Source organism: Ramlibacter agri, assembly GCF_012927085.1.
Taxonomy (GTDB): Bacteria; Pseudomonadota; Gammaproteobacteria; order Burkholderiales; family Burkholderiaceae_C; genus Ramlibacter; species Ramlibacter agri.
Genome location: NZ_JABBFX010000002.1, coordinates 480,039 through 502,531, shown reverse-complemented (window position 1 = coordinate 502,531; position 22,493 = coordinate 480,039). Strand labels below are relative to the sequence as shown.

The window sequence follows — 22,493 nt, the reverse complement described above, 5'->3', positions numbered from 1 at the left end:
AGGCGGCGAAGCGGGAGGCTGGTTCGGCGAAGGCGTCGTTGATGGCGCCCCTCACCGGCTTCCCGAGCCGGCCCAGCGGCGCGCGCGTTCGAGGATGGGCCGGTCGACCATGCGACCGCGGAACTCGAAGGCGCCTTGGCCCTGCGGGCCCGCGGCCTCGGCGGCGGCGAGCACGTCGCGCGCCCACGCCTGTTCTTCCGCCGTCGCCCCGAAGCCCGTGTTGGCCGCGGCCACCTGACGCGGATGGATGCAGACCGTGCCGGTGAAGCCGATGGCCCGTGCCTCCGCGCAAGAGGCCGCGAAGTCCTGCATGTCCTCGATCTCCGCGATGCTGTCCGCGAGCCCCCAGCAGGCGAGGCCATGGGCACGCGCCGCCAGTGTCACCTGTTGCGCCGGCATCAGCAGGGAGGCTGCCTGGGGCGTGACGCCCATTTCCGCCGCGAAATCCTCGGCGCCGAAACCCAGGGCGCACAGAGCCGGTGACGCCAGCGCGATGCGTTCCGCGCGCAGCACGCCCAGCGCGGATTCGATCAGCGCTGCGATCGGTGGCGGCGTGGCGCAGCGCGCCGCCAGGGCGGCCGCGAGCTCCTGCACCTCTTCGGCCGATTCGACCTTGGGCAACAGCACGGCCGCCAGCGCCGCCAGCGGCAACGCGGCGATGTCTTCCTGCCAGGCGCCGGCGTTCACCCGCGCGAGGACCGGCACTTCCCTGGCCAGCGCCTCGATCGCGGGCCCGGCGGCGACGCGCGCATCCGCCTTGTGGGCCGGCGGCACGCTGTCTTCCAGGTCCACGATCACGGCATCGGCGCCGCGTTGCGCGGCACCGGCCAGCATGCGCGGCGCGATGGCCGGCACGAACAGCAGCGAACGGGCAGCCTTCACGCGCACCGCACGGTTCCTCTTTCCGCCAGCGCCTGGATGTCTCCCGCCGCTACGCCCAACTCCTGCAGCACCTGCGCGGTATGTTCACCGAGCAGCGGCGCCTCGTTGCGCAGCGCGCCGGGCGTGCCGTCCAGGCGCGGCGTCACCGCGTGCATCACCATGTGCCGCGGCCCGAAGGGCACGAAGCAGCCGCGCTGCTGCACGTGCCTGTCCGCCAGCAGCGAAGCGGTGTCGTGCACCGGTCCCACCGTCACGCCGCGTTCGCGGAAGAGGGCCAGGCATTCGGCGAGGCCGAGGCCGGCGATGAAGTCCGCGATGCAGCCATCGAGCTCCGCGTCGTTGGCCAGCCGCGCCGCATTGCTGGCAAAGCGCGGGTCGGCGCAGAGCTCGGGGCGGCCGATGGCTTCCATCACGCGGCGCGCCATCGTTTCGGTCGAGCCCGAGAGCGCGACCCAGGCGCCGTCGCGGCAACGGTACACGCCGCGCGGCGACGCGACCTTGATGGTGGGATCGGGCGCGCGGCCCGTGGCCGCGAGGATGGCGGCATCGGGCCCGAGGATGGAGAGCATGGGCTCGAGCAGCGACAGGTCCACCACCTGGCCGCGGCCGCCGTTCACTTCCACTTCGCGCACGGCGGCCAGCGTCGCGAACGCGCCGGACAGGCCAGCCACCATGTCGGCCAGCGCCATGTTGGGCAGGCGCGGGGCGCCGCTCTCGGAATGCTTGTGGGCGAAGCCGCTGAAGCCTTCCACCAGGCTGCCGAAGCCGGGCAGCTCGCTGTAAGGACCGCTCTGGCCCCAGCCGGAGATGCGCACGATCACCAGCCGCGGCGCCACCGCATGCAGGTCCGCGGGGCCCAGGCCCAGCGATTCCAGCCGTCCGGGCCGGAAGCTTTCGACCAGCACGTCGGCGCCGGCCACCAGCTTCTTCAGCAGCTCGCGCGCCTGCGCGTCGCGCAGGTCCAGCGCGGCGCTGCGCTTGTTGCGGCCATAGACCTGCCACCAGGCGTCGAGGCTGCGGCCGCCGTCCAGCGGCTCCTTCCAGTGGCGCAGCGTGTCGCCGCCTTCCGGGTCTTCGATCTTCAGGACGTCGGCGCCGAAGTCGGCCAGCTGCATCGTCAGCATGTTGCCGGCGACCAGCCGCGACAGGTCGATGACGCGCACGCCGCGCAGGGGCGTGCTCATTCTGCCTTGATCCCCATCTTGCGCACCAGCGCCTGCCAGCCCGGCGCCTCGCGCCGCAGCTGCGCCACGAAAGCGTCGTTGGACACGTGCAGGATGCCGGTTTCCATCGCCGCGAACCTGGCCACGACTTCGGGCTTGCGCAGGGCGACGTCCGCCGCGTGGCCGATGCGCGCCGCGACGTCCTTGGGAATGCCCTTGGGCGCGAACAGGCCGCCGATCACGGCGACCGGGTCGCCGGGCAGGCCGGCTTCGGCCAACGTCGGCACCTCCGGCAGCGAGCCTTCGCGCTGGTCGCCGGTGACGGCCAGCGCGCGCAGCTTGCCCGAGCGCACGAAGGGCAGGGAGGCGGTCAGCGAGTCGGCGGCGAACAGCACCTGCCCGCCCATGAGGTCGGCCAGCGCCGCGCCGCTGCCCTTGTAGGGAACGTGCGTCGCCTTGACGCCGGCGCGATTGAGGAAGATTTCCGAGGCCAGGTGCGTCATGGTGCCGACGCCCGCCGAAGCGAAGGCGGCGGGCGTGGCGCGCAGGCGCTCCACCAGCTCGTTCAGCGTGCGGGGGCTGCCTGGCGTGGCGGCGACCAGGATGGCGAAGGGCGCGCGCAGCACCGGCGCCACCGGCGTGAAGTCGTCCAGCGTGTAGCGGGCAGAAGGGTTGATCTCGGGCACCACCAGCAGCTGCGCGGTGGACGTGAACAGCAACGTGTAGCCGTCCGCCGGCGCGCGCATCACGGCTTGGTGGGCGACGATGCCGCCGGCGCCGGCGCGGTTGTCCACCACGACAGGCTGGCCCAGCTCGGTGGCCATGAACTGGGCGATCAGGCGCGCGGAGATGTCGCTGCCGGAGCCGGGGCCTTGCGGCACGACCAGCGTGATGGGGCGCGCGGGCCAGGCCTCGGCGGCGCCGGCCGGCAGCGCGGCGCCGGCTGCGAGGGCCAGGGACGCGGCGAGCAGGCCGCGGCGGGTTGCACAATGCATGGGTTCGTCTCCTCGAAGGGCGGCTTCATGCTATCAGATATGTGCTATGGCAACAATTGCTAAGACAAGTAAACCGCGCAAGCGCGCCTCGCAGGCGGAGCTGGCGGGCCACCGCCCGGAGGCCCTGATCACCTTCCGCGTGCAGGTGCTCGCGCAGCTGCTGTCCAGGCTGGTGGACACTTCCGTGCGCGACGCGCTGGGCCTCACCAGCCGGCAATGGCGCGTGCTGGTGATCCTGGCGCGCATCGGGCCGTCCACCTCGGGCGAGGTGGCGCGCATGGCCCACTTCGACCACAGCCAGGTCAGCCGCGTGGCCTTCGAGCTGGCGAACCTGGGCCTGGTGGAGCAGGGCGCCGACGCGGCCGACCGCCGCAAGCAGGTGCTGTCGCTGACGGTGGCCGGCTCCGATGCCTTGCGCAACGGCCTGCCGGCGTCGCTGGACCGCGAGGACCGCCTGCGCGCAACGCTGAGCGCAGACGACTACAAGACCTTCTGTAAAGTGCTGGATGTGCTGGGCGCGGAAGCGCTGCGGATGGTGGGAGAGTCTTCCTAGGAGGCGGGTGATGAAGGCAGCGGAGGGATTCGCCAGGGATTTGCGGCAGTGGATGCACGATCCGCTGCTGCGCATGTGGTCGCAGCCAACGGCGCGCACCGCGAACGGCCTGTTCAACGAGGCGTTGGACGCGGCGTGGGCGCCGCTGGCTGGCAAGCCGCAGCGCGCGCTCGTCGCCGCGCGGCAGGCCTTCTTCTTCGCGCGCATGGCGGCGCACGGCGATGCCGGCCTATGGACCGTGGCGCGCGAACAGCTGGAGCTGCTGCAGCGCCTTTTCCACGACCCGCGCCACGGCGGCGTTTACTCGCGGCTGCCCACCGAGCGCGCGGGCGCTCCGGCCAAGGAGCTGTACACGAACGCCTTTGCAGTGCTTGCTTATGCGGAAGGCCATGCACGTTCCGGCGATACGCGCTGGCTCGATTTGGCGGACCAGGTGCTGGACGAGATCCTGCGCGGCTTCGCGCTGCCGGACGGCAACCTGGCGACGGCGACTTCGGAGGACTTCGGCGAATGCCTCGCCGGTCCCGCGCAGAACCCGCAGATGCACTTGTTCGAAGCGGTGCTGCACCTGTGGACCGTGGGGCAACGGGAGAAGCACGCGCGGATCCTGCGCGATCTGGCACTCGCCATCCACAGCCGCTTCTTCGACGCGCAGTGCGGCGCGCTGATGGAACTGCCCTTGGGCAGCGAGGGCAACTGGCAGGAGCCCGGCCACCAGTGCGAATGGTTCACCCTGGTCACGCTGGCCGGCGCGGCGATCGCCGGCACGCCGCTCGTGTCCGCGATCGAAAGCGCGTTCGCGCAGGCGTTGCAGGTTGCCGCGCGCCATGGTGGCGTGCTGCCACTGAAGCTGTCGCCGGCAGGGGAAGTGCTGGACGGCTCGCACCGCATCTGGACGCAGCTGGAACTGGTGCGCGCAATGGCCTTGCAAGAGGACATGGATGAAGTCCTCTTCGCCACGGCGGCGCAAGCGCTGCAAGCGCGCTTCCTGCACGCGAAGGGCTGGTACGAGGTGATCGCGGACGACGGCACGGTGCTGCGCACCGACATGCCGGCCAGCACGCCGTACCACCTGGTCACCTGCTTCGACGAAGTTTCGGCGCGGATGCAACAGGACTGAGCGTCCCGAATTGCAAGCGCCTGCGAATCCCACCACAATCCGCATCCTTCCTGCTTGCCGCCGCGCATTCCGCGCGGCCCCAACCGAGCCGGTGAAGCCATGACACTCTTTCTTGTCCTGACCTAAAGACCGCCCATCTGCCGCCCTGGCTGGATGTGTGCGTCACTCCAGCCGGCGCGCGGCAACGCAGCCCCGGCCCGAATGCCATTTCAGCCGGGGCTTTTGCTTGATGGAGGGCGCAGATGAGCCCGCCGGGCCGCCCCAAGGGCGAATACCGGAGCGCTCTGCGCGGAGGATCCTGATGTCCGCCAAGGTTTTGTCGCGCGGATTCGCGCAAGGGCAGGTGAAGAAGCTGCAACGCATGAAGCAGCCGATCACCCTGCAGATTCGTCTCGCTGTCGAACCCCGCAACCACGTGGCTCGCGCCGCCGCATTGCGGGCCTCGTCCAACGCGGCGGGGCGCCACGTGCGCAGCGCCGGCGCGCTTCGGCGCGCCGAGAAGGTCGCGCTGGCGCGGCTGGTTCGCACCGGCGGTCGCGAGGAGGATTGACGGGCGGCGTGTAGGGTGCACAGCTTGCTGCGCACCGCACGAGGTGTTTCACGCGGTGCGCAGCAAGGTGCGCACGCTACGAGCACGAGTAGCGATTGCCCTTTACGCGCAGCGCCACGCCGCGTTCGCCGAATCCCTGTAGATTGCACGGCAGATCGGCACTTCAAGGAGGCCCTCATGTCCAAGTGGGGAAAGGCGATCGCCGTCGCCCTCGCATGGGCGCTTGCGTCCGGCGCGGTGGACGCCTGCACGCGCATCGTCTACCTCGGCAACGACAACGACGTGATCACGGCGCGTTCGATGGACTGGAACGCCGACATCGAGACCAATCTCTGGATCTTTCCCCGGGGCATGGCGCGCAACGGCGAGGTGGGCCCGAGCTCGGTGCAGTGGACGTCCCGCTACGGCAGCGTGATCGCTTCCGGCTACGAAGTGTCGACGACGGACGGCATGAACGAGGCCGGGCTTGCGGCCAATCTTCTTTGGCTGGTGGAGTCGGAATATCCCAAGTTCGACGGTTCACAGCCCGGGCTCGCGATCTCGCTGTGGGCGCAGTACGTTCTCGACAACTTCGCCACGGTGAAGGAGGCGGTCGATGCGCTGCGCCGCGAGCCCTTCGTCCTCGTCACCGACAAGGTGCCGGGGCAGGACCGGCTGGCGACGGTGCACCTGTCCATGTCCGACGCGAGCGGCGACAGCGCGATCGTCGAATACATAGGCGGCAAGCAGGTGATCCACCACGATCGCAAGTACCAGGTGATGACCAATTCGCCGAGGTTCGACGACCAGCTCGCGCTGAATGCCTACTGGAAGGAGATCGGCGGCACGGTGATGCTCCCCGGCACCAACCGCTCGGCCGACCGCTTTGCGCGCGCTTCCTTCTACGTGAACGCCATTCCCAAGAGCGAGGACCCCGTGGTTGCGGTGGCCGGCATGTTCAGCGTGATCCGCAACGCGTCGGTGCCCTTCGGCATCACCACGCCCGGCCAGCCCAACATCTCGTCGACGCGCTGGCGCACCCTTGCCGACCACAAGCGCAAGCTCTATTTCTTCGAATCGGCGCTGACGCCCAACGTGTTCTGGGTCGACCTGAAGCAGGTGGATTTCAGCCCGGGCGCCCAGGTCAAGAAGCTGGACCTCGGGCCCGAGCAGCGCAACACTTTCGCAGGCAATGCGCTCAAGGATTTCGTGGCGTCGCCGCCCTTCAAGTTCCTCGGCTTGCCGTGAGCCAAAAAAAAGCCCCACGCCGGCCAGGCGTGGGGCTTTCAAGGGCACCGCTCAACGCAGCTTCACCAGCCCGTTGAGCACCTGGTCGAGGCCGCCGAACACCGAGATGCGGTCGATGCGTTCCGCCACGCGTTCCAGCGTTTCCAGCTCCTTCAGGCGCAGGGCGGTGGGGTTGTCCTCCATCACCTTGGCCGTGTTCAGCAGGGAACGCGTCGCCGCGGTCTCCTCGCGGCGGCGGATCACGTTGGCTTCGGCCGCCTTGCCCGCTTCGACCACCTGCGCCAGGATGGTCTTCATCTCGCCGGGCAGCACGATGTCCTTCACCCCCACGCTGTCGACTTCCACGCCGAAAGGCGAGAGCTTGGCGCGCGCGTGCGCGGACACGACGTCGTCGATGACGGTCTTGTTCTCCAGCAGCTCGTCGAGCGAGCGCGTGCCGACGGCGGCGCGCAGGCCGAACTGCAGCTCGCGGTACAGGTGGTCCGCGGGCTTGGCCAGCTGCTCGTACGCCTTCAGCGGGTCGGTGTAGCGCCAGGTGGCCGCGAGGTTCAGGCGCAGGCTCACCTTGTCGCGGGTCAGGATCTCCTGGCCCGTCACTTCCAGCGCCTGCATGCGCAGGTCCAGCACTTCGACCGCGACGTTGTGGTTGAAGCGCCAGAAGCCGTACGCGCCCGGACCGATGCGGCGGACGATCTTGCCGTCCACGTAGACGAGGCCGGCGCCGAGCTCGGGCACCTGCACCAGCAGCACGCCGGCCAGGCCGGCGACGGCACGCGGGCGCAGCTGCACCTGCAGCAGGCGCGGCAGCAGTTCGGCCGGCACCTCGGGCGCGGCGGCGATGTCGATCACTTCCACCTGCACCGTGATTAGGCCGCGCCAGTACAGCTTGCGCGAGCCGGGCGGCAGGATCTCGACCAGCACGCCGTTCTCGTGGCGCAGGCCGACCTGGTCGGGGCCGAGCTCGACGCGTTCGAATTCGCTTTCGACCACATCGGGCTCCTCGGCCAGCAGGTACTCGGTGAGCGGGTGCGCGAAGCCGGGCTCGCCCAGCGAAAAGACCTGTACCTGCAGGTCGTCGGCGAAACTCGCGAGCCGGTGCTTGCCCGGGCGCAGGACGCGCTCGAAGTCGCCGTTGCGCAGCAGCAGGCCGCGCTCGCTCTTGCGGATGGTCACACGCTTGAATTGCATCTTGTTCTCCTTGTGTGCGTGCGTTGATGAAGAGGGGGCCGGTTCAGGGGCACGGCGGGCGGGCGGTGCCTGGGCCCGGGTGCACAGTGCGCCGCCGCCCCGCGGGGCAGCTGGCTGGCCGTGTACGCGGAACCCCGCTTGCCGTCCGCGCAGGACCGTGCCGCTGGCGCGGCCGGGGTTTGCTGTCGATTTCCAATCGATGTGAGCAGGAATCGAACCTGCGACAGACGCGTTAGCAGCGCGTTGCTCTACCAGACTGAGCTATCAACAGTGGAGGGTGATCGAGTCACCCGTTCCCTCGCGTCCCTGCATGGCGGCACGTGCCGCGGCGACGGGATTCCCGGCCGCTGCACGCCGGCGGGGCTGGTGAACCCCGACCTGTGAGCGCATGCGCTTCCACGAAAGACTCGTTGCGCCCGCACTGGAATCAGTGCAGGCGCGAATGCTTCGGCAGCCTCGCGGCCAGCCATTCGTGCACGTCGGCGCGGATGCGGCGTCCTTCCAGCAGGAAGGATTCGAAGCGCGTCGGCACGTACGGCAGGTACAGCAGCGGCATGCCGGCTTCTTCCGGCGTCCGGTTCGCCTTGCGCGCGTTGCATGCCGCGCAGGCGGTGACCAGGTTCATCCAGCTGTAGGCGCCGCCGCACGAGTCCGGCACGATGTGCTCGGCCTGCAGCTCGCGCTCCGCGAACACCTCGCCGCAGTAGGCGCAGGTGTGGCGGTCGCGGCGAAGCAGCTTGGCCTTGGTCACGCCGGGCACGACGTCGAACAGGTTCAGCCTGGCGTGGCCACGGAGCGCCACGATGGGCGCGACGTCGATGCGCGACTGCCGGCCCGTGACGGCGTTCCAGCCGCCGCGCAGCGTGGCCAGCGGGCCGGCGCCGTCTTCCCACACCACCGAGCCGGCGGCGTAGTGCAGGGCGGCCTCCTCGAGGCCGATCCACGCCTGCGGGGTGCCCTGGATGTCCAGTTGCAGGACGGAATGCATGGGTTCTCCTTGCTCGGGGTGGATGAAGACGGGGCCGCGCGGGCCCCCTCCCGCATCAGCCCTTCACGCAGAGCACCTGCTTCAGCGTGTGCACGACGTCGACCAGGTCGGCATGAGTTCCATGGGACGCTCCTTGTCGTTGTTGTTCGTTGCGCAATCCCTCACGCTTTCGCGAGGGATCGGCCAATGGGCTGTGACGGCAAACCCACAGCCTGGGGTTGCGGTCCGGGCATTTCCCCTAAGCTTCAGAAGGCCTTCCACTTAAGCTTCGGAGACCTCATGCCTCGCGTTCCCCCTGTCCGCCGCGTGATTCCCTCGAGCCTGGCGGCTCTTGCGCTCGTGGCTTCGACCCTTGCCGTTGCCGCCCCCACCCAGACGAACTTCCCGTCCGAGATCCAGGTGGCAGGCACCCGGCTGCAGCTGAATGGCGCCGGCACGCGGTACAAGGCGGTCTTCAAGGTCTACGACCTCGGCCTGTACACGGCGGCGAAGGCCAGTTCGCCCGACACCCTCCTGAAGCAGGCGGGCCCGATGCGCCTGCAGTTCACGGCGCTGCGCGAACTCCCGGGTACGGACCTGGGCCTGCTGTTCATCAAGGGGCTGCAGGAGAACTCGCCGAAGGACAAGGTCCAGAAGCACGCGGTTTCCAGCAACCGCCTGATCGAGATCTTTTCGGGCAAGTCCAAGCTGGTGCCGGGCGACACCTTCGCCATGGAGTACGTCCCCGGCAAGGGCACGCAGTTCTTCATCCAGGACCAGCCGCAGGGCGCGCCGGTCGGCGACGCCGAGTTCTTCGGCATGATCCTGAAGATCTGGGTGGGCGATGCGCCGGCGGACCATCTGTTGAAGAAGGCCTTGCTGGCGCTCGACCAGTAGCAAAGGGCGTCACCACTCGCCGCTCAGGCGCACGCGCTGGGCGACGTCTTCTTCATCGAGTGGTTCGGGCGGAACCGGCTGCACACGCACACGGCGCGAATGCCTCCAGGTGGACAGCCATCGTGCGATCACAGTGGCCGCAATCTGGCAAAGCGTGAGGATCATGATGGCTCCCAGGTGAGTTGGTTGAATGGCGGTGGAAAAGCGGCTTTCCACTTCGGCTGTGTCCAGGCGCGAGCGGCCGGCATGCCGGCCCGGGGCCCTCGCTGCACATGGGGAGCGACCCCGTGCACATCCCGTCCTGCCGTTCCCGCGGCTGCGCGCGGACGGTGGTGCCTGGGCACACCCGAAGTGAAAAGGTGCGAAGCAGCGGCCGGCCAGTGCCGGCGCTGCCTCGCGGCAAGTTGTCAAGGAACACACCCGGGGTCGTCGATGCGGCACAGGGGAAAGAAAAAACAGAAAGGCCCGGATTCCTTGCGGAGTCCGGGCCTCTGGTGAAAGAGGTTGATGCGGGACGCGCCTACACGTCTCCCGCTCCCGGACTGCCGCAGCTATCCTCATGGCCGCACGCATACGGCCGCTGCCCCGCGATGCGGGTCATGGCTGCTGTGGTGGGTCGGTTCGATAGCACGATGGGTCCTTGGAAAGCTTGGTTGCATGCCTCAGGGGAGGCGAGGGACGCGACTATAAAGAGTCTTAACAAGTCGCGCAAGCGGGTGCACAATCTTTTCTTGCGCCGTTGCGCGAATTGAACACAGTGACAGAGAACGTGACCGTTACCCGGCGCCGCAACATGCAGGCGCTGTACCAAGGCTACGCGCGGCAGCAGCTCGCGCAGGGCGCCAGTGCCAAGGGCCTCGAGCAGGCCTTCGCGGCAACTCTCGAAATTTCACCGAGCACCTGGTCGCAGATCAAGTCCGCGCGCCCCATCGGCGACAAGCTGGCGCGCCAGATCGAGCAGCATGCCGGCCAGGCCGCCGGCTGGCTGGACGAAGAACGCGAGGAAGGGCCCGCGGCCGATCCGGCCGAGGACCGCTTCCTCGCGCTGGCCAGGAACGCCTGGCGTCAATCGAATGCGAAGCAGAAGCGCGAGCTCACGCGCTTGCTGAAGGCCTGGCCTTCGCCGCCACCCTAGGCTCAGGCGGCGAGCCGGAAAACCTCCACCGCCTGCACCAGACCGTCGGCCTGGCGCTGCAGCGCGCCGGCTGCCGCGGCCGCTTCTTCCACCAGCGCCGCGTTCTGTTGCGTGGCCTGGTCCATCAGCGCGATGGCCTGGTTGACCTGTGCGATGCCGGCGCTCTGCTCGAGGCTGGCCGTGGTGATGCCGGCAATGATGTCGGAGACGCGGCGCACCTCCGTCACGATCTCGCCCATGGTCTGGCCGGCCGTGTCCACCAGCTGCGTGCCGGAGGCGACGGTGCCCGCCGAGGCGGTGATCAGCGTCTTGATCTCGCGCGCGGCATCGGCGGAGCGCTGCGCGAGGCTGCGCACCTCGGACGCCACCACCGCGAAGCCGCGGCCTTGCTCGCCGGCGCGCGCCGCTTCCACGGCGGCGTTCAGCGCCAGGATGTTGGTCTGGAAGGCGATGCCGTCGATCACGCCGGTGATGTCGGCGATCTTGCGGGACGAGGCCTCGATGTTGCCCATGGTGTCCACCACTTGCGCCACCACGCTGCCGCCCTTGGTGGCCAGTTCGGCGGCCGCATTGGCCAGCGTGCTCGCGTGGCGCGCGTTCTCGGCGTTGGACTTCACGGTGGTCGTCAGCTGCTCCATCGAAGCGGCGGTCTCCTGCAGCGAGCTGGCCTGCTGCTCGGTGCGCGAGGACAGGTCCTGGTTGCCCGAGGCGATCTGCGTCGAGGCGGTGGCGATCGAGTTCGTGCCCATGCGCACTTCGCCGACGATCTTCACCAGGCTGGCTGACATCGTGTCCAGTGCCTTCAGCAGCTGGCCCGTCTCGTCGTCGCCCCTGGCGTCGATGCGCACGGCGAGGTTGCCGCCGGCAACGTCCTGGGCCACGGCCACGGCGCGTTGCAGGGGGCCCGTGATGCTGCGCACCAGCACCCAGGCCAGCAGCACGCCCAGCACCAGCGAGGCGGCGGCGCAGCCCACCAGCACCGTCACGGCCTCGCCGCGCAGCGCCTGCACGTGGACGGCGGATTCGTCCAGCTGCCTGCGCTGGATCTCGACGATCCGGCGCACGCCGGCCAGGTACTGCTTGGCGTTCGGCTCGAACTCGGCCTCGAACAGCCTGGCGGCGCCGGGCATGTCGCCGGCCTTCTTCAGCCGGTTCACCTCTTCGCGCACGGCGAGGTACTTCTTGCGCTTCACGCCCACGTCGTCGAAGGCCTGGCGCTCCTCGGGCGTGTCCATCTTCGTCTCGATGAACTTCTGCAGCTCGTTGGTTTCCTGGATGGCTGCCGCGGAGAAGGGGGCGAAGTAGGCGACCAGGCTCGCATCGCCGCTCTTGGCGATGGCGGCGGCGCGCTGCAGGCCGGACTCGGTGTTGCGCAGCCATTCGGCGCCGGCGCGCTCCACGCGGACGCTGTTGTCGCCCATGGCGTCGAGCTCGGCGCCGAGCGTGCGCAGCTTCATGGCCACGATGGCCGTGCTGGCGAGGAACAGGGTGAGGATGATGCCCAGCACCAGGGCCAGGCGCTTGCCGATGGAAAAGTTGTTCAGGGACATGGGGATTCTGGATTCCTGGCCGTGCAACGACGGCCCATGTCCTGTTTCGGCAGCGGGCGGCCGAACTTGAGCGCTCAGCGCAGCCCGAGCGGCCCGCGGTCCTTGAGGCGCCCCGACTCGAGGTCGGCGATCATCTGCAGGATGATGCGCCGGTGGTCCTCCATCGCGGCCAGCCCATCCCTCAGCGCCGCGAGCGCGCCGGCGGTCGCCTCGGAGCCCGCGTGCCCGGAGCCCTCCGTCATCTGTTCCAGCCGCGCGATGCGCCGCCGGGCCTCCAGCAGGTGGGCGTCGGCCATCGACAGGGCCTGCCGTTCACTGGCCAGGTTCGGCATGGAAGTCCGCTCCTGAGGCCGCTGGCGCATCACCGTTCATGCAGGCCCTCCGCTTGGAGTCCCGAGGCCAGAATTATCGTCCCGCTGCCGGCGCCCGGCACTGGATTTTCCACGCCGGGACCGCCCTTTGGCGAAGCCCTAGCATTGCGGCTTTGGGCCAACCTGGAAAAACACAATGCGCCTGTTCGATGGCATTCCGCCGTTCCGCAAGTTCGCGCTCGGCCTCGGCGTTGCGGTGGCCTTCACCGCGGCGCATGGCGCCTCGATGGCGCCGGTGGCGGCGCAGCATGGCATGGTCGTCACGGCCCAGCACCTGGCCAGCCAGGTCGGCGTCGATGTGCTGCGCAAGGGCGGCAACGCGGTCGATGCGGCCGTGGCAGTCGGCTACGCGCTGGCCGTGGTGTACCCGGCGGCCGGCAACCTCGGCGGTGGCGGCTTCATGACCATCCAGCTGGCCGACGGCCGCAAGACCTTCATCGACTTCCGCGAGAAGGCGCCGCTGGCGGCCAGGGCCGACATGTACCTCGACGCCGCCGGCAACGTGAGGAAGGGCGCCAGCACCTACGGCCACCTGGGCGTCGCCGTGCCCGGCTCCGTTGCCGGCATGGAATACGCGCTGGCGAAGTACGGCACCCGCAAGCGCGGCGAGCTCATCGCGCCGGCCATCGCGCTGGCGGAGCGCGGCTTCGTGCTCGACCAGGGCGACGTGGACCTGATGCGATTGGCCACCGAGGGTTTCCGCAAGGACCCGGCGACGGCCGCCATCTTCCTCGACCAGGGGCAACCCTGGCAGCCGGGCCAGCGGCTGGTGCAGAAGGACCTGGCGAAGACGCTGCGCCAGGTTGCGCGGCACGGCGCGCCAGGCTTCTATGCCGGCCCCGTGGCCGCCGCGATCGCGGCTTCCAGCCAGGCGGGCGGCGGCATCGTCACGCAGGCCGACCTGGCCCGCTACAAGGTGCGCGAACTGGCGCCGATCGAGTGCGACTACCGCGGCTACCACGTGGTTTCGGCGCCGCCGCCCAGCTCGGGTGGGGTGGTCCTCTGCGAGATCCTCAACGTGCTGGAGGGCTACCCCATGCGCGACCTGGGCTTCCGCTCGGCGCAGGCGGTGCACTACCAGATCGAGGCCATGCGCCATGCCTACATGGACCGCAACAGCTACCTGGGCGACCCCGACTTCGTGACGAACCCGGTCGGCCGCCTGCTCGATCGCAACTATGCCGCCGCCCTGCGGCAGGCGATCGATGCCAGCAAGGCCGGCGTGTCCGCGGAGATCAAGCCGGGCGTGCCGCCGCACGAGGGCACCAACACCACGCACTATTCGATCGCCGACCAGGACGGCAACGCGGTCAGCGTGACCTACACGCTCAACGACTGGTTCGGCGCGCGCGTCACCGCGGCCGGCACCGGCGTGCTGCTGAACGACGAGATGGACGACTTCACCTCGAAGCCGGGCGTGCCCAACCTGTACGGGCTGGTGCAGGGCGAGGCCAACGCCATCGCGCCCGGCAAGACGCCGCTGTCGTCGATGTCGCCCACCATCGTCAGCCGCGACGGCAAGCCGGTGATGGTGGTGGGGACGGCGGGCGGTAGCCGCATTCCCACCGCGGTGCTGCACACGATCCTGAACGTGATCGACTACGACATGGATGTCCAGGAGGCCGTCGACGCGCCGCGCTTCCACCAGCAGTGGCTGCCCCTGACGACGATCGTGGAGCGCTTCGCGCTGAGCCCCGACACGCGCGCACTGCTGGAGGCGAAGGGCCAGCAGTTCGTGTCCGGCGACGTGTCGCGGCACGTGGTGGCCATCCTCATCGGCGCACCGTCCTTGCGCGGCAAGCCGGTGGGCGCGAACCGCTTCTACGGCGCCACCGACCCGCGTCGCAACACGGGGCTCGCGCTGGGCTACTGAACGGGCTTGTTCCCCAACCAGATCACGATGCCGTCCTCGGCCACGGTGATCTGCTCGGGCTGCAGGCCCATGGTGTCGGCCAGCGCCAGGTCGCCGGGCGCGAACTGGTGCAGCACGATCTCGCCCAGCGCATTGGCCGCGGCCGCGGGCGCAAAGGCCTGGATGAAGGCCACGGTCTCCGGCGGCATGCCGGGCCAGCGCAGGTCCAGCACTTCCAGCTGGCGCGCGCGCAGCGTGCGGTCGGAGGCTTCGTAACGCAGGCGAAAGGCCACATCCATCTCGCCGGCCTGCACCTGGCGCGACTGCACGTCGGTGGCGCGCAGCTGCAGCGTGGCGCCGAGCTTCTGGCGCGCGGGCAAGAGCAGCAGGGCCGGGGCGTCCAGCCGCAGCTGCAGCAAGCCGGCGAGGTCCAGCCGCACGGGGAAGCGGGCCGACAAGGTCTTGTGCAGTTCCGCGGCCGAAATCTTCAGCCGCGGCCGCTCGGCCTGCTCCTGGGCCAGCAGGCGCGTCAAGGGCCAGCAGGCGAGGGCCGAGAACAGCAGGCGGCGTTGCATGGCCCATTGTGTCTCAAGGAAAACCACGATGGCCCGGCTTTGCACGTTCGCATACACAGGCGCATGGACCGAACGAGCGAACGGCTGGCCCAGTGCTACACCGGCGTCGTGCACGACGTCATGCGCGCGATGGGCCTGCGCGATTTCACCTTGCCGCCAGAGTTGCGGCCGCTGTTTCCGCAGCGGCGCCTCGCCGGCCCGGCCTTCACCATCGACGGCCGCGTCGACCCGCGGGCCGACGCGCACGAGACGCTGCTGGCCTGGACCGGCCTGCTGTCGAAGGCGAAGCCCGGCCACCTGTGGGTGTGCCAGCCCAATGACCGCGTGGTCGCCCACATGGGCGAGCTGTCGGCCGAGACCTTGAAGAACAAGGGCGTGCTGGGTTGCGTCGCCGACGGCTACGTGCGCGACGTCGACTTCCTCATCGAGATGGGCTTCCAGACCTGGTCGCGCGGCTTCACCCCGCGCGACATCGTCGGCTACTGGCTACCGCGGGCGATCGAGGTCGACATCCGCATCGGCGACGTCATCATCGCGCCGGGCGACTACCTGCTGGGCGACCGCGACGGCATGGTGCGCGTGCCGCAGGCGCTGGCGGCCGAGGTGCTGGAGCAGGCCGAGGCAGCGATCGCCACCGAAAACAAGGTGCGCAGCGCCATCCTGCGCGGCGTCGACCCGCAGCAGGCTTACCTGGAGTTCGGGAAGTTCTGAGGTGGCTCAGGCGCGCGGCAGGATGCGCGCCAGCGCGCGGGCAATGTCCGCCGCCACCAGCGGCTTGGCCAGCACCTCCTGCACGCCGGCCGCCTGCGCGCGGGCCGCGAGCGCAGGGCCCAGATAGCCCGTCATCAGGAGGACCGGCAGGTCCGGGCGCAAGCGGCGCGCGGCTGCTGCCAGTTCCGTCCCGGTCAGGCGCGGCATCGCCTCGTCACTGAGCAACGCGTCGAATTGAGCTGGCGCGTTCTCGAGAGCCTGCAGCGCAGCGACGCTGGAAGTGAATCCGACCGGCTCATAACCCAGCGCCGCGAGCGTCTCCTCGCCCAGCGCCACCAGCGGGGCTTCATCGTCCACCAGCAGGATGCGTTCGCCTTCGCCGCGCGGCAGCGCCGCGTCGCCGGGATCGGATTCCGTGCGCTGCGTGGTCTCGCCGGACCAGGGCAGCAGCACGGTGAAGCTGCTGCCCCGTCCGGGCTCGCTGCGCACGTCGATGGCGCCGTGCAGTTCGGCCACGATGCCATGCACCAGCGACAGCCCGAGGCCGGTTCCCACGCCTACGTCCTTGGTCGTGTAGAAGGGATCGAAGATGCGCTCCACCTCCTGTGGCGCCATGCCGGCGCCTTCGTCCGCCACCAGCAGCTCCAGGTAGCGGCCGGCCGCGAGCTCGCCGCTGGTGCACTGGCGCGGCGCCTCCAGCATCAGCGGCGCCAGCCGCACGGCCACCGTGCCGGGGGCGTGGCTGGCCTGGATGGCATTGGTGACGAGGTTCATCACGACCTGGTGCACCTGCGCCGGGTCGCCGACGATGGCAGCGTCGTCCGCGTGCAGCTCGCGCGCGAGCCGCAGGCCGGGCGGCGGCGCGCCCTCCAGCAGGTCCAGCGCCTCGGCCACCGCGGACTCCACGTGCACCGGCAGCTTGTCGCCGAGGCCGCTGCGGCTGAAGGCCAGGATGCGCTGCACCAGCGAGCGGGCGCGCAGCCCCGCGCCCATCACGCCATCCAGCTGCTGCTGCAGGGCGCTGCCCGCCTGGGCGTGGCCGCGCGCCAGTTCCGCGTAGCCCAGGATGGCGCCCAGGATGTTGTTGAAGTCGTGGGCGATGCCGCCGGCCAGCGTGCCCATGGCCTCCAGCTTCTGCGCGGTGCGCAGGCGCACCTCCAGCTGCTCGCGCTGCGCCTCGGCGCGCTTGCGCGGGGTGATGTCCTCGATGGAGCCGGCCATGCGCCTCGGCCGGCCCTGCTCGTCGCGCACCAGCAGGCCGCGCTGGCGCACCCAGTTCCAGTCCTGGGCTTCCTCCGGGCGCCCCGCGCTGCCGGCGGCGGCCACCCGCATCTCCACGTCGAACTGCGGCGCGCGGCCACGCAGGTGAGCGACCAGCGTGTCGCGCACGCGCGCGCGGTCCTGCGGGTGGTAGCGCAGGCGCTCCAGCCACGCACGCCGCGGCCGCAGCGGCTCGCTCGCGGCCAGGCCGCACACCTGCTGCGCGCGGCCGGAGAAGAACACCTCGTCGCTCGCCAGGTCCCAGTCCCACAGGCCTTCGTTGGAGCCGGCCACCGCCAGCGCATAGCGCTCCTGCGAGGCGCGCAGCGCGAGTTCCGAGCGGGCGATGGAAGCGCGGCCCGTCTCCAGTCCGCGCAGCTGGCGCAACACCACGGCCAGCAGGCCGATGGCCGCGGCGCACAACAGCAGCGTGCGGGCGATGCTGCCCACGGCCGCCTCGCGCCAGGGCGCGAAGACCTTGTCGAGGTCGCGCGTGACCACCACGTGCACCGGATAGCCCGGCACCGGCTGCAGGATGCCGAGCCGGTCCACCTGGTCGCGCAGGCCGGTGAAGCGCTGCACCCGCGGCGCCTGGCCGGGCGGCAGGGCCAGCGCCGGGTGCCAGCCATCCGGGGCCGCCTGGCCCATCGCGCTTTCGCTGGGCGGATGGCGGGCGAGCAGTGCGCCATCGCCCGCGCGCAGCGCGATGACGCTGGCGAAGCCCAGCGGCAGGTCGGCATAGAAGCGCTCGAAATAGCCCGCATCGATCAGCGCTCCAGCGCTGCCGACGAAGTGGCCGTCGCGGTCCACCACGCGGTGCAGGATGGGCAAGACCCAGCGTTGCTGGTCCGGCAGCCGGGTGATGCCGTCGAAAGCGGTCGCCGCGCCGGCCTTCAGCTGCTGGAAGGCGGGACGCCCGGCCATGCGGTCCAGTGGCGCCGGCAACGGTCCGCTGCTCGCGCGCAGGCGGCCCTCGGCATCGGTGAGGAAGACGACGGCGACGTCGCTGACTTCGTCGCGCTGCCGCTCCACGTAGGCCTGCAATTGGGCGGCGTCGAGGCCGCGCAGGTCGCCGCTGCGCTCGTCGTCGGCGATCCCGAGCAGCATCACCTCCACGGTCTGCAAAGAGCGCCGGGCCTGTTCAGCCAGCACGCGGGCCAGCACGGCCATCTCCTCGCTGGCCCGGCGCTCCATGGCGTGGCGGTCGGTCCACAGGCCGTGCGCCGTGCTCGCGAGCATGGCGGCGATGAAGAGCACGCCGGCGGCGCCCAGCCAGCGCCGCCGCAGTTCGTTCTGGCGCTCCGGGCTACGTACAGCCATCGTGCACGCCGCGCCGGCTGCTGGCGGCTTCGAGCGCCGCGTAGAGCTCGGCGCGCGGGAAGGGCTTGGCCAGTGCGGCGTCGGCGCCGAGCTGGCGGGCGAGCGCGCCGCGCCGCTCGCCGTCGACGAAGCGGGTGGAGATGGCGACCAGCAGCGCGCCGGGGTGCACGCGGGCCAGCAGGCGCAGGGTCTCGCTGCCGGTGCGCTTGGGCTCGGCCAGTTCGCAGACCACCAGCTCCACCGGGCCGCCGCCGGCGTCCACGTAAGGCAGGTCGGTGAAGACCACTTCGTAGCCGCGCTCGCCCAGCCAGGCCGCCAGCACCTGCTGGAAGGGGCCGTCGATGTCGATGGCGAGCGCGCGGTGTCCGTCGTTCATGGCGTGGTCTTCCAGGTTGGATTGGGCCGCAGGGGCCGGAGGGCCGCAAGCGCGGCTGCGGACTTGCGCATTACCGCTGTAACGCGGCGGTGGGCTGCGCATTGAAGGCCCCGGTGCGCGGTGCTATGGTGGCCCCCACGCCGCGGCCGCGCGGCGGAGAACACGCCATGCCCGCCGTCCTTCCCCACGTGCTCGCCGTCGACGACGATGCCGACCTGCGCAGCGTCATCGCGCAATACCTGAGCCAGAACGAGCTGCGTGTGACGGCGGTCGCCTCCGGCGCCGAGATGGACCGGGCGATGGAGAAGGAAGTGTTCGATTGCCTGCTGCTGGACCTGAAGCTGCCCGGCGAGGACGGCCTGGCCATCGCCCACCGGCTGCGCGGGCACAGCAGCATTCCCATCCTGATGGTCACCGGCCGCAGCGACGAGGTGGATCGCGTCATGGGCCTGGAGCTCGGCGCCGACGACTACCTGACCAAGCCTTTCTCGCTGCGTGAACTGCTGGCGCGCATCCGTGCGCTGCTGCGCCGCGTGAAGCTGCACGCGACCCTGGCCGACGAAGTGGGCAAGTTGCGCGCCTACCGCTTCGAAGGTTGGGAGCTGAACCTGCGGCTGCGCCGCCTGAAGAGCCCGGACGGCAAGGTGATGGCCTTGCCCAACGGCGAGTTCAGCCTGCTGACGGCGCTGCTGTCCTCGCCGCAGCGCGTGCTGAGCCGCGGGCAGCTGATCGAGCAGTCGCACCTGTACGACGACGAGGTCTACGACCGCTCGATCGACGTGCAGATCCTGCGGCTGCGCCGCAAGATCGAGGCCGATCCCGCGCAGCCGCGCTTCATCGTCACCGAACGCGGCACCGGCTACATGTTCGCCGTGCCGGTGCAGGTGCTCTGAGCGCATCGCTTCACCAGGCCGCGTCATGGGACGCGGCGGCATGCGCGCGGACTTCGAGCGCGCTGGTGGCGACCAGCAGGCGCCGGGCAGAGGCGGCCGCACCGGCGGCGCCATGCGCGACCAGCGCGAGGCGGCCGGCGCGGATGGCGGCGTCGTAGTGCTGCGCCACGTCCTCCGGCAGGCCGAGCGAAGCGAGCGTGCTGCCCAGCGCCGAGTCGGCCGCGCCTTCGAGCACGTCGCCCAGCGCGTGCACCAGCGGCCCGACGATCACCACCTGGCCGACGCCCGGGAAGAGAAGCAGCGCGGTGGCGCCATCGGGCCACCAGCGGCTGCGCGCCAGCAGGCCGAAGCGGCCCCAGCAGCGGGTGCCGCTGCCGCTGACCAGCAGGCCGGTGACGTCGGCTTCGCGGTGCTGGTTCTTGCCGATCACCGACAGGTTCCGGGTGTCGAAGCCGGCTTCGCGCAACACCGACAGGCCACGCTGCAGCTGCAGCATGTCGGCGAACAGGGCGACGGTGTGGCTTTCATGTTCCATGGAGGTCCTAGGGAGTGCGTCCAGCCACTGTCGGTGCTCGCCGCGAAGGGCGTGTTGCGGGCCGGGGCGCGTTCCGTTACCGATGCAATGCGAGGCGCTCCAGGCGCAACCGCCGGTTCACAGGTGCCGGCCACACTGGTGCGGACCGAAAGGAAACGAAACATGTCCAATCCCCTGGGTTCGCTGTTCGGCGCATTGATCGGCGCCACGGCCTATGTCGCCGCCGAGGTGCCGCAACTGCCGGCGAGCGTGCCCGACGAGGTGCGCGCGGAGATCCGCCATGCGCGGGTCGAGCTGTATTGCGACCACCGCGACAGCGCCATCAACGACATCCGGGCGGCCTGCACCCATCTGCGGCAGCGTCCCGGGCCCTTGTGCGGCGAGACGCTGGCCAGGCTGGAGCAGGCCAATTGGCTGGTGCGGCGACGGCAGTTCGGCCCGGCGCAGGACGCGCTGGAGCGCGCGCTGGCCAGCCTGGAGACCTTGTCGTGATCCACGCCGCCTGGCGCTTCGCGGTGGTGCTGGCGGCGGTCCCGGTCGCGGTGCCGGCCACGCTGCTGTGGGCGCACATGCACGCGCCCCCGCCGCCCGAGCGGGGCAGCGTCGACGGCTACGCGTACCAGACCGGCCGGCAGGCATCGTGGCTGGACCTCGCGCGGCACCGCGACGGCTACGACCTGCGCATCCGCTTTTCCGAGGGCTGGCGGCAGGCGCAGCTTGGCGACGTGAAGCTGGACATCTTCGATGCCTCGGGCAAGGACGTGTTCACGCTGCGGGATGCCGGCCCGAACACCGACGTGCAACTGCCGGCCGGCAGCTACCGCATCCTCGCGCAGGCGGGGCGCAACGCCATCACCGGCAGTGCGGTGCTCGCGCCGGGACGCACGGTGCGCGTCCGGATGCATTGGGCGCACGAGCCGGTGGCGGGCTGAGCGTCGCTTCGGCGCGCCGTCGTAGCGTCTTGTAACCACGCTCGTCGCCCGCGCGGGACCGCGCGGCGGGCACGGCGCTCCGTGCGCGCGACCCTGCCGGGTATAACGGACCGAAACGATGCGCGGAGGGCGCGACATGCTGCAGAGGGCATCCGTTCTGCTGGGACTGGCGATCCTGCTGTCCCTGCTGTTCCCGTTCCAGCTGGCGCTGAAGGAGGGCGGGGTCGACCCGCGCGCCTTCCCGGTGCAGGGCATCGACCTCGCCGGCATCGGCATGCTGTTCGCGGTGCTGCCTTCGACGGCGCTGTACCGGCACGGCCGCCTCGAGGAACGCGTCTCGCGCTGGACGCCATGGCTGGCGTCGCTGGCCTTGTTCACGCTGCTGTTCCTGCTGCTGCACGTGCACTGGACGCACGAACTGCTGGCGGACTGGCTGCGCGAGGCGTTCGGTTCGCAGCGCCTGACGCTGAAGGGCGCGGAGCTGGCGAGCGAGCTCGGCGTGCTGGTGTGCATGGCGGGCGTCCTCGTGAACCTGCATGCCGTGGCCGAAGCGCCCATCGCGCGGCGCCGGAGGAAGCAGCGATGAAGCGGCTGTACATCGGCCTCACGCTGCTGCTGATGGCCTTCCTGACTTCGCTGGACCAGCTGGATGCCGTGCACCGCTTCGTCGCGCGCGCCGGCGTGCAGCGCTGGATGACGGAGCTGGCGTTGTCGCTGGCGGCGGTGGCTTTCTTCGCGCGGCGCAGCAGCCTGCACCGGCGCATGCTGTTCCCGCGGCGCGGGCTGCGCCTGCTGCTGGCGGGGATCGCCGCCTACGCCCTGGGCCTGGCCGTCATCTCCGGACTGCTGGCGCGCGCCGCCGGCATGCTGCCGATCGAAGCCGAGGGCCCCTGGGCCAGCGTGCCGGGCGTGCTCGCGTTCTTGCGGCCGCTGCCGCTGTTCATCGCGGCGGAAGCGCTGCTGGTGGTCGGCGCCTTCCGGGCCCTGACGAACCTGGTACCGCCGGACGAATTCGCCGCGGACTTCTGAGCGCCGCCCGGCGCCTCAGTGGTAGTCGCGCTTGGCGTTGGCGCAGCCGGGGTCGGTCGCGACGACGTTGGACACGCCGATGTTGCCGGGCGAGCCGCCCTGGCTCACCTTCCAGCTTTCGCCGGGACGCAGCAGGCGGCTGTCGAGGGCCTCGGTCCAGGCGCACTTGGGCATGTTGCTGCGGTTGATCACGATGGTGCTCGGGGAACCGACGCCGTAGTAGTCGTATTGCATCCAGGTTTCCATGTAGACGCCGGGATGCTTGTCGAACTGGTAGGACTGCGACATCACCGGCCCGGCGGGCGGGTAGTAGCAGCCGGCGAGGGCGAGGGCGGCGAGGGCGAGCAGGAGGGCGCGGGGAACAGTCATGGCACGAACTCCTTCCGGGCGCGCTGTGCGCCTGGGCAGGATC

At 70.3% G+C, this 22,493-nt stretch carries 26 protein-coding genes; 13 read left to right on the top strand and 13 right to left on the bottom strand.

Annotated features, from left to right (window positions below):
• Positions 1 to 51: 51 nt before the first annotated feature.
• From HHL11_RS20900 to HHL11_RS20890, 3 genes are read right to left on the bottom strand one after another with little or no spacing between them, the layout of a single operon-like run.
• The gene (locus HHL11_RS20900; RefSeq protein ID WP_169420497.1) at positions 52 to 882 is read right to left on the bottom strand and encodes an aldolase/citrate lyase family protein; all 831 of its coding nucleotides are present in this window, start codon (positions 880 to 882) and stop codon (positions 52 to 54) included.
• On the bottom strand, positions 879 to 2,066 hold the full coding sequence (locus tag HHL11_RS20895) for a CaiB/BaiF CoA transferase family protein (protein WP_169420496.1): 1,188 nt from the start codon (positions 2,064 to 2,066) through the stop codon (positions 879 to 881). Before HHL11_RS20895 ends, HHL11_RS20900 begins: the two co-directional genes overlap by 4 nt.
• Complete coding sequence (locus HHL11_RS20890; protein ID WP_169420495.1) at positions 2,063 to 3,040, bottom strand: tripartite tricarboxylate transporter substrate binding protein; 978 nt, start codon at positions 3,038 to 3,040, stop codon at positions 2,063 to 2,065. Before HHL11_RS20890 ends, HHL11_RS20895 begins: the two co-directional genes overlap by 4 nt.
• 46 nt (positions 3,041 to 3,086) lie before the next feature.
• Here HHL11_RS20890 and HHL11_RS20885 point away from each other — a divergent pair, with 46 nt between their 5' ends.
• The 4 genes from HHL11_RS20885 to HHL11_RS20870 all read left to right on the top strand — a co-directional run bounded on the left by HHL11_RS20885 (position 3,087) and on the right by HHL11_RS20870 (position 6,490).
• Positions 3,087 to 3,593, top strand: coding sequence for a MarR family winged helix-turn-helix transcriptional regulator (locus HHL11_RS20885; RefSeq protein WP_169420494.1), 507 nt, complete (start codon positions 3,087 to 3,089; stop codon positions 3,591 to 3,593).
• Between the two features lie 10 nt (positions 3,594 to 3,603).
• Positions 3,604 to 4,713, top strand: coding sequence for an AGE family epimerase/isomerase (locus HHL11_RS20880; protein WP_169420493.1), 1,110 nt, complete (start codon positions 3,604 to 3,606; stop codon positions 4,711 to 4,713).
• 301 nt (positions 4,714 to 5,014) lie between these two features.
• Positions 5,015 to 5,263: a hypothetical protein gene (locus HHL11_RS20875; protein ID WP_169420492.1), complete on the top strand. Its 249-nt coding sequence runs from the start codon at positions 5,015 to 5,017 to the stop codon at positions 5,261 to 5,263.
• Positions 5,264 to 5,440: 177 nt separating this feature from the next.
• Positions 5,441 to 6,490 carry a linear amide C-N hydrolase gene (locus HHL11_RS20870; RefSeq protein WP_169420491.1) on the top strand — a complete coding sequence of 350 codons (1,050 nt, stop codon included), beginning with the start codon at positions 5,441 to 5,443 and terminating at the stop codon, positions 6,488 to 6,490.
• Positions 6,491 to 6,541: 51 nt separating this feature from the next.
• On the opposite strand, the gene HHL11_RS20865 is transcribed toward HHL11_RS20870, so the two are convergent.
• Together HHL11_RS20865 and HHL11_RS20860 are read right to left on the bottom strand one after the other, a co-directional pair.
• Positions 6,542 to 7,678, bottom strand: coding sequence for a slipin family protein (locus HHL11_RS20865; protein WP_169420490.1), 1,137 nt, complete (start codon positions 7,676 to 7,678; stop codon positions 6,542 to 6,544).
• A gap of 427 nt (positions 7,679 to 8,105) precedes the next feature.
• Complete coding sequence (locus HHL11_RS20860; RefSeq protein ID WP_169420489.1) at positions 8,106 to 8,666, bottom strand: HNH endonuclease; 561 nt, start codon at positions 8,664 to 8,666, stop codon at positions 8,106 to 8,108.
• 279 nt (positions 8,667 to 8,945) lie between these two features.
• On the opposite strand from HHL11_RS20860, the gene HHL11_RS20855 reads away from it, so the two are divergent.
• Positions 8,946 to 9,542: a chalcone isomerase family protein gene (locus HHL11_RS20855; RefSeq protein ID WP_169420488.1), complete on the top strand. Its 597-nt coding sequence runs from the start codon at positions 8,946 to 8,948 to the stop codon at positions 9,540 to 9,542.
• 9 nt (positions 9,543 to 9,551) lie between these two features.
• On the opposite strand, the gene HHL11_RS20850 is transcribed toward HHL11_RS20855, so the two are convergent.
• Positions 9,552 to 9,707, bottom strand: coding sequence for a hypothetical protein (locus HHL11_RS20850; RefSeq protein ID WP_169420487.1), 156 nt, complete (start codon positions 9,705 to 9,707; stop codon positions 9,552 to 9,554).
• 604 nt (positions 9,708 to 10,311) lie between these two features.
• Between HHL11_RS20850 and HHL11_RS20845 the strand changes: the two genes are divergently transcribed.
• Entirely contained in the window at positions 10,312 to 10,677 is a 366-nt protein-coding gene (locus HHL11_RS20845) for a hypothetical protein (RefSeq protein ID WP_342593253.1), read from the top strand.
• A 2-nt stretch (positions 10,678 to 10,679) separates the two neighbouring features.
• Here the strand turns inward: HHL11_RS20845 and HHL11_RS20840 are convergent, their stop codons facing one another.
• Together HHL11_RS20840 and HHL11_RS20835 are read right to left on the bottom strand one after the other, a co-directional pair.
• A complete protein-coding gene (locus HHL11_RS20840) occupies positions 10,680 to 12,227 on the bottom strand; it encodes a methyl-accepting chemotaxis protein (RefSeq protein ID WP_169420486.1) in 1,548 nt (515 codons plus the stop codon).
• 74 nt (positions 12,228 to 12,301) lie between these two features.
• Positions 12,302 to 12,559: a hypothetical protein gene (locus HHL11_RS20835; protein WP_169420485.1), complete on the bottom strand. Its 258-nt coding sequence runs from the start codon at positions 12,557 to 12,559 to the stop codon at positions 12,302 to 12,304.
• A gap of 175 nt (positions 12,560 to 12,734) precedes the next feature.
• Here HHL11_RS20835 and ggt point away from each other — a divergent pair, with 175 nt between their 5' ends.
• Complete coding sequence (gene ggt / locus HHL11_RS20830) at positions 12,735 to 14,471, top strand: gamma-glutamyltransferase (RefSeq protein ID WP_169420484.1); 1,737 nt, start codon at positions 12,735 to 12,737, stop codon at positions 14,469 to 14,471.
• Here ggt and HHL11_RS20825 read toward each other — a convergent pair.
• Positions 14,465 to 15,025, bottom strand: coding sequence for a DUF1439 domain-containing protein (locus HHL11_RS20825; protein WP_169420483.1), 561 nt, complete (start codon positions 15,023 to 15,025; stop codon positions 14,465 to 14,467). The genes ggt and HHL11_RS20825 overlap by 7 nt on opposite strands.
• A gap of 63 nt (positions 15,026 to 15,088) precedes the next feature.
• On the opposite strand from HHL11_RS20825, the gene HHL11_RS20820 reads away from it, so the two are divergent.
• The gene (locus tag HHL11_RS20820) at positions 15,089 to 15,736 is read left to right on the top strand and encodes an RraA family protein (protein ID WP_169420482.1); all 648 of its coding nucleotides are present in this window, start codon (positions 15,089 to 15,091) and stop codon (positions 15,734 to 15,736) included.
• A 6-nt stretch (positions 15,737 to 15,742) separates the two neighbouring features.
• Here the strand turns inward: HHL11_RS20820 and HHL11_RS20815 are convergent, their stop codons facing one another.
• Positions 15,743 to 18,316, bottom strand: coding sequence for an ATP-binding protein (locus tag HHL11_RS20815; RefSeq protein WP_169420481.1), 2,574 nt, complete (start codon positions 18,314 to 18,316; stop codon positions 15,743 to 15,745).
• Positions 18,303 to 18,692: a response regulator gene (locus HHL11_RS20810; protein WP_169420480.1), complete on the bottom strand. Its 390-nt coding sequence runs from the start codon at positions 18,690 to 18,692 to the stop codon at positions 18,303 to 18,305. Before HHL11_RS20810 ends, HHL11_RS20815 begins: the two co-directional genes overlap by 14 nt.
• A 167-nt stretch (positions 18,693 to 18,859) precedes the next feature.
• Here HHL11_RS20810 and HHL11_RS20805 point away from each other — a divergent pair, with 167 nt between their 5' ends.
• On the top strand, positions 18,860 to 19,585 hold the full coding sequence (locus HHL11_RS20805) for a response regulator (RefSeq protein WP_169420479.1): 726 nt from the start codon (positions 18,860 to 18,862) through the stop codon (positions 19,583 to 19,585).
• 10 nt (positions 19,586 to 19,595) lie between these two features.
• Here the strand turns inward: HHL11_RS20805 and HHL11_RS20800 are convergent, their stop codons facing one another.
• Positions 19,596 to 20,120, bottom strand: a complete 525-nt coding sequence (locus HHL11_RS20800; protein WP_169420478.1) for a hypothetical protein — start codon at positions 20,118 to 20,120, stop codon at positions 19,596 to 19,598.
• Positions 20,121 to 20,282: 162 nt separating this feature from the next.
• Between HHL11_RS20800 and HHL11_RS20795 the strand changes: the two genes are divergently transcribed.
• The 4 genes from HHL11_RS20795 to HHL11_RS20780 all read left to right on the top strand — a co-directional run bounded on the left by HHL11_RS20795 (position 20,283) and on the right by HHL11_RS20780 (position 22,081).
• The gene (locus tag HHL11_RS20795) at positions 20,283 to 20,612 is read left to right on the top strand and encodes a hypothetical protein (RefSeq protein ID WP_169420477.1); all 330 of its coding nucleotides are present in this window, start codon (positions 20,283 to 20,285) and stop codon (positions 20,610 to 20,612) included.
• Positions 20,609 to 21,052, top strand: a complete 444-nt coding sequence (locus HHL11_RS20790; RefSeq protein ID WP_169420476.1) for a hypothetical protein — start codon at positions 20,609 to 20,611, stop codon at positions 21,050 to 21,052. Before HHL11_RS20795 ends, HHL11_RS20790 begins: the two co-directional genes overlap by 4 nt.
• 136 nt (positions 21,053 to 21,188) lie before the next feature.
• Complete coding sequence (locus HHL11_RS20785; RefSeq protein WP_169420475.1) at positions 21,189 to 21,638, top strand: hypothetical protein; 450 nt, start codon at positions 21,189 to 21,191, stop codon at positions 21,636 to 21,638.
• The gene (locus tag HHL11_RS20780) at positions 21,635 to 22,081 is read left to right on the top strand and encodes a hypothetical protein (RefSeq protein ID WP_169420474.1); all 447 of its coding nucleotides are present in this window, start codon (positions 21,635 to 21,637) and stop codon (positions 22,079 to 22,081) included. The genes HHL11_RS20785 and HHL11_RS20780 overlap by 4 nt, the downstream gene beginning before the upstream one ends.
• A gap of 15 nt (positions 22,082 to 22,096) precedes the next feature.
• Here the strand turns inward: HHL11_RS20780 and HHL11_RS20775 are convergent, their stop codons facing one another.
• Complete coding sequence (locus tag HHL11_RS20775; RefSeq protein WP_169420473.1) at positions 22,097 to 22,450, bottom strand: hypothetical protein; 354 nt, start codon at positions 22,448 to 22,450, stop codon at positions 22,097 to 22,099.
• Positions 22,451 to 22,493 lie beyond the last annotated feature (43 nt).

Excerpts from the sequence above, each read along its gene's own strand:
- HHL11_RS20895 (WP_169420496.1), bottom strand. The coding sequence starts at position 2,066 with ATGAGCACGCCCCTGCGCGGCGTGCGCGTCATCGACCTGTCGCGGCTG.
- HHL11_RS20890 (WP_169420495.1), bottom strand. The coding sequence starts at position 3,040 with ATGCATTGTGCAACCCGCCGCGGCCTGCTCGCCGCGTCCCTGGCCCTC.
- HHL11_RS20885 (WP_169420494.1), top strand. The coding sequence starts at position 3,087 with ATGGCAACAATTGCTAAGACAAGTAAACCGCGCAAGCGCGCCTCGCAG.
- HHL11_RS20880 (WP_169420493.1), top strand. The coding sequence starts at position 3,604 with ATGAAGGCAGCGGAGGGATTCGCCAGGGATTTGCGGCAGTGGATGCAC.
- HHL11_RS20875 (WP_169420492.1), top strand. The coding sequence starts at position 5,015 with ATGTCCGCCAAGGTTTTGTCGCGCGGATTCGCGCAAGGGCAGGTGAAG.
- HHL11_RS20870 (WP_169420491.1), top strand. The coding sequence starts at position 5,441 with ATGTCCAAGTGGGGAAAGGCGATCGCCGTCGCCCTCGCATGGGCGCTT.
- HHL11_RS20865 (WP_169420490.1), bottom strand. The coding sequence starts at position 7,678 with ATGCAATTCAAGCGTGTGACCATCCGCAAGAGCGAGCGCGGCCTGCTG.
- HHL11_RS20860 (WP_169420489.1), bottom strand. The coding sequence starts at position 8,666 with ATGCATTCCGTCCTGCAACTGGACATCCAGGGCACCCCGCAGGCGTGG.
- HHL11_RS20855 (WP_169420488.1), top strand. The coding sequence starts at position 8,946 with ATGCCTCGCGTTCCCCCTGTCCGCCGCGTGATTCCCTCGAGCCTGGCG.
- HHL11_RS20850 (WP_169420487.1), bottom strand. The coding sequence starts at position 9,707 with ATGATCCTCACGCTTTGCCAGATTGCGGCCACTGTGATCGCACGATGG.
- HHL11_RS20840 (WP_169420486.1), bottom strand. The coding sequence starts at position 12,227 with ATGTCCCTGAACAACTTTTCCATCGGCAAGCGCCTGGCCCTGGTGCTG.
- HHL11_RS20835 (WP_169420485.1), bottom strand. The coding sequence starts at position 12,559 with ATGCCGAACCTGGCCAGTGAACGGCAGGCCCTGTCGATGGCCGACGCC.
- ggt (WP_169420484.1), top strand. The coding sequence starts at position 12,735 with ATGCGCCTGTTCGATGGCATTCCGCCGTTCCGCAAGTTCGCGCTCGGC.
- HHL11_RS20825 (WP_169420483.1), bottom strand. The coding sequence starts at position 15,025 with ATGCAACGCCGCCTGCTGTTCTCGGCCCTCGCCTGCTGGCCCTTGACG.
- HHL11_RS20820 (WP_169420482.1), top strand. The coding sequence starts at position 15,089 with ATGGACCGAACGAGCGAACGGCTGGCCCAGTGCTACACCGGCGTCGTG.
- HHL11_RS20815 (WP_169420481.1), bottom strand. The coding sequence starts at position 18,316 with ATGGCTGTACGTAGCCCGGAGCGCCAGAACGAACTGCGGCGGCGCTGG.
- HHL11_RS20810 (WP_169420480.1), bottom strand. The coding sequence starts at position 18,692 with ATGAACGACGGACACCGCGCGCTCGCCATCGACATCGACGGCCCCTTC.
- HHL11_RS20805 (WP_169420479.1), top strand. The coding sequence starts at position 18,860 with ATGCCCGCCGTCCTTCCCCACGTGCTCGCCGTCGACGACGATGCCGAC.
- HHL11_RS20800 (WP_169420478.1), bottom strand. The coding sequence starts at position 20,120 with ATGGAACATGAAAGCCACACCGTCGCCCTGTTCGCCGACATGCTGCAG.
- HHL11_RS20795 (WP_169420477.1), top strand. The coding sequence starts at position 20,283 with ATGTCCAATCCCCTGGGTTCGCTGTTCGGCGCATTGATCGGCGCCACG.
- HHL11_RS20785 (WP_169420475.1), top strand. The coding sequence starts at position 21,189 with ATGCTGCAGAGGGCATCCGTTCTGCTGGGACTGGCGATCCTGCTGTCC.
- HHL11_RS20780 (WP_169420474.1), top strand. The coding sequence starts at position 21,635 with ATGAAGCGGCTGTACATCGGCCTCACGCTGCTGCTGATGGCCTTCCTG.
- HHL11_RS20775 (WP_169420473.1), bottom strand. The coding sequence starts at position 22,450 with ATGACTGTTCCCCGCGCCCTCCTGCTCGCCCTCGCCGCCCTCGCCCTC.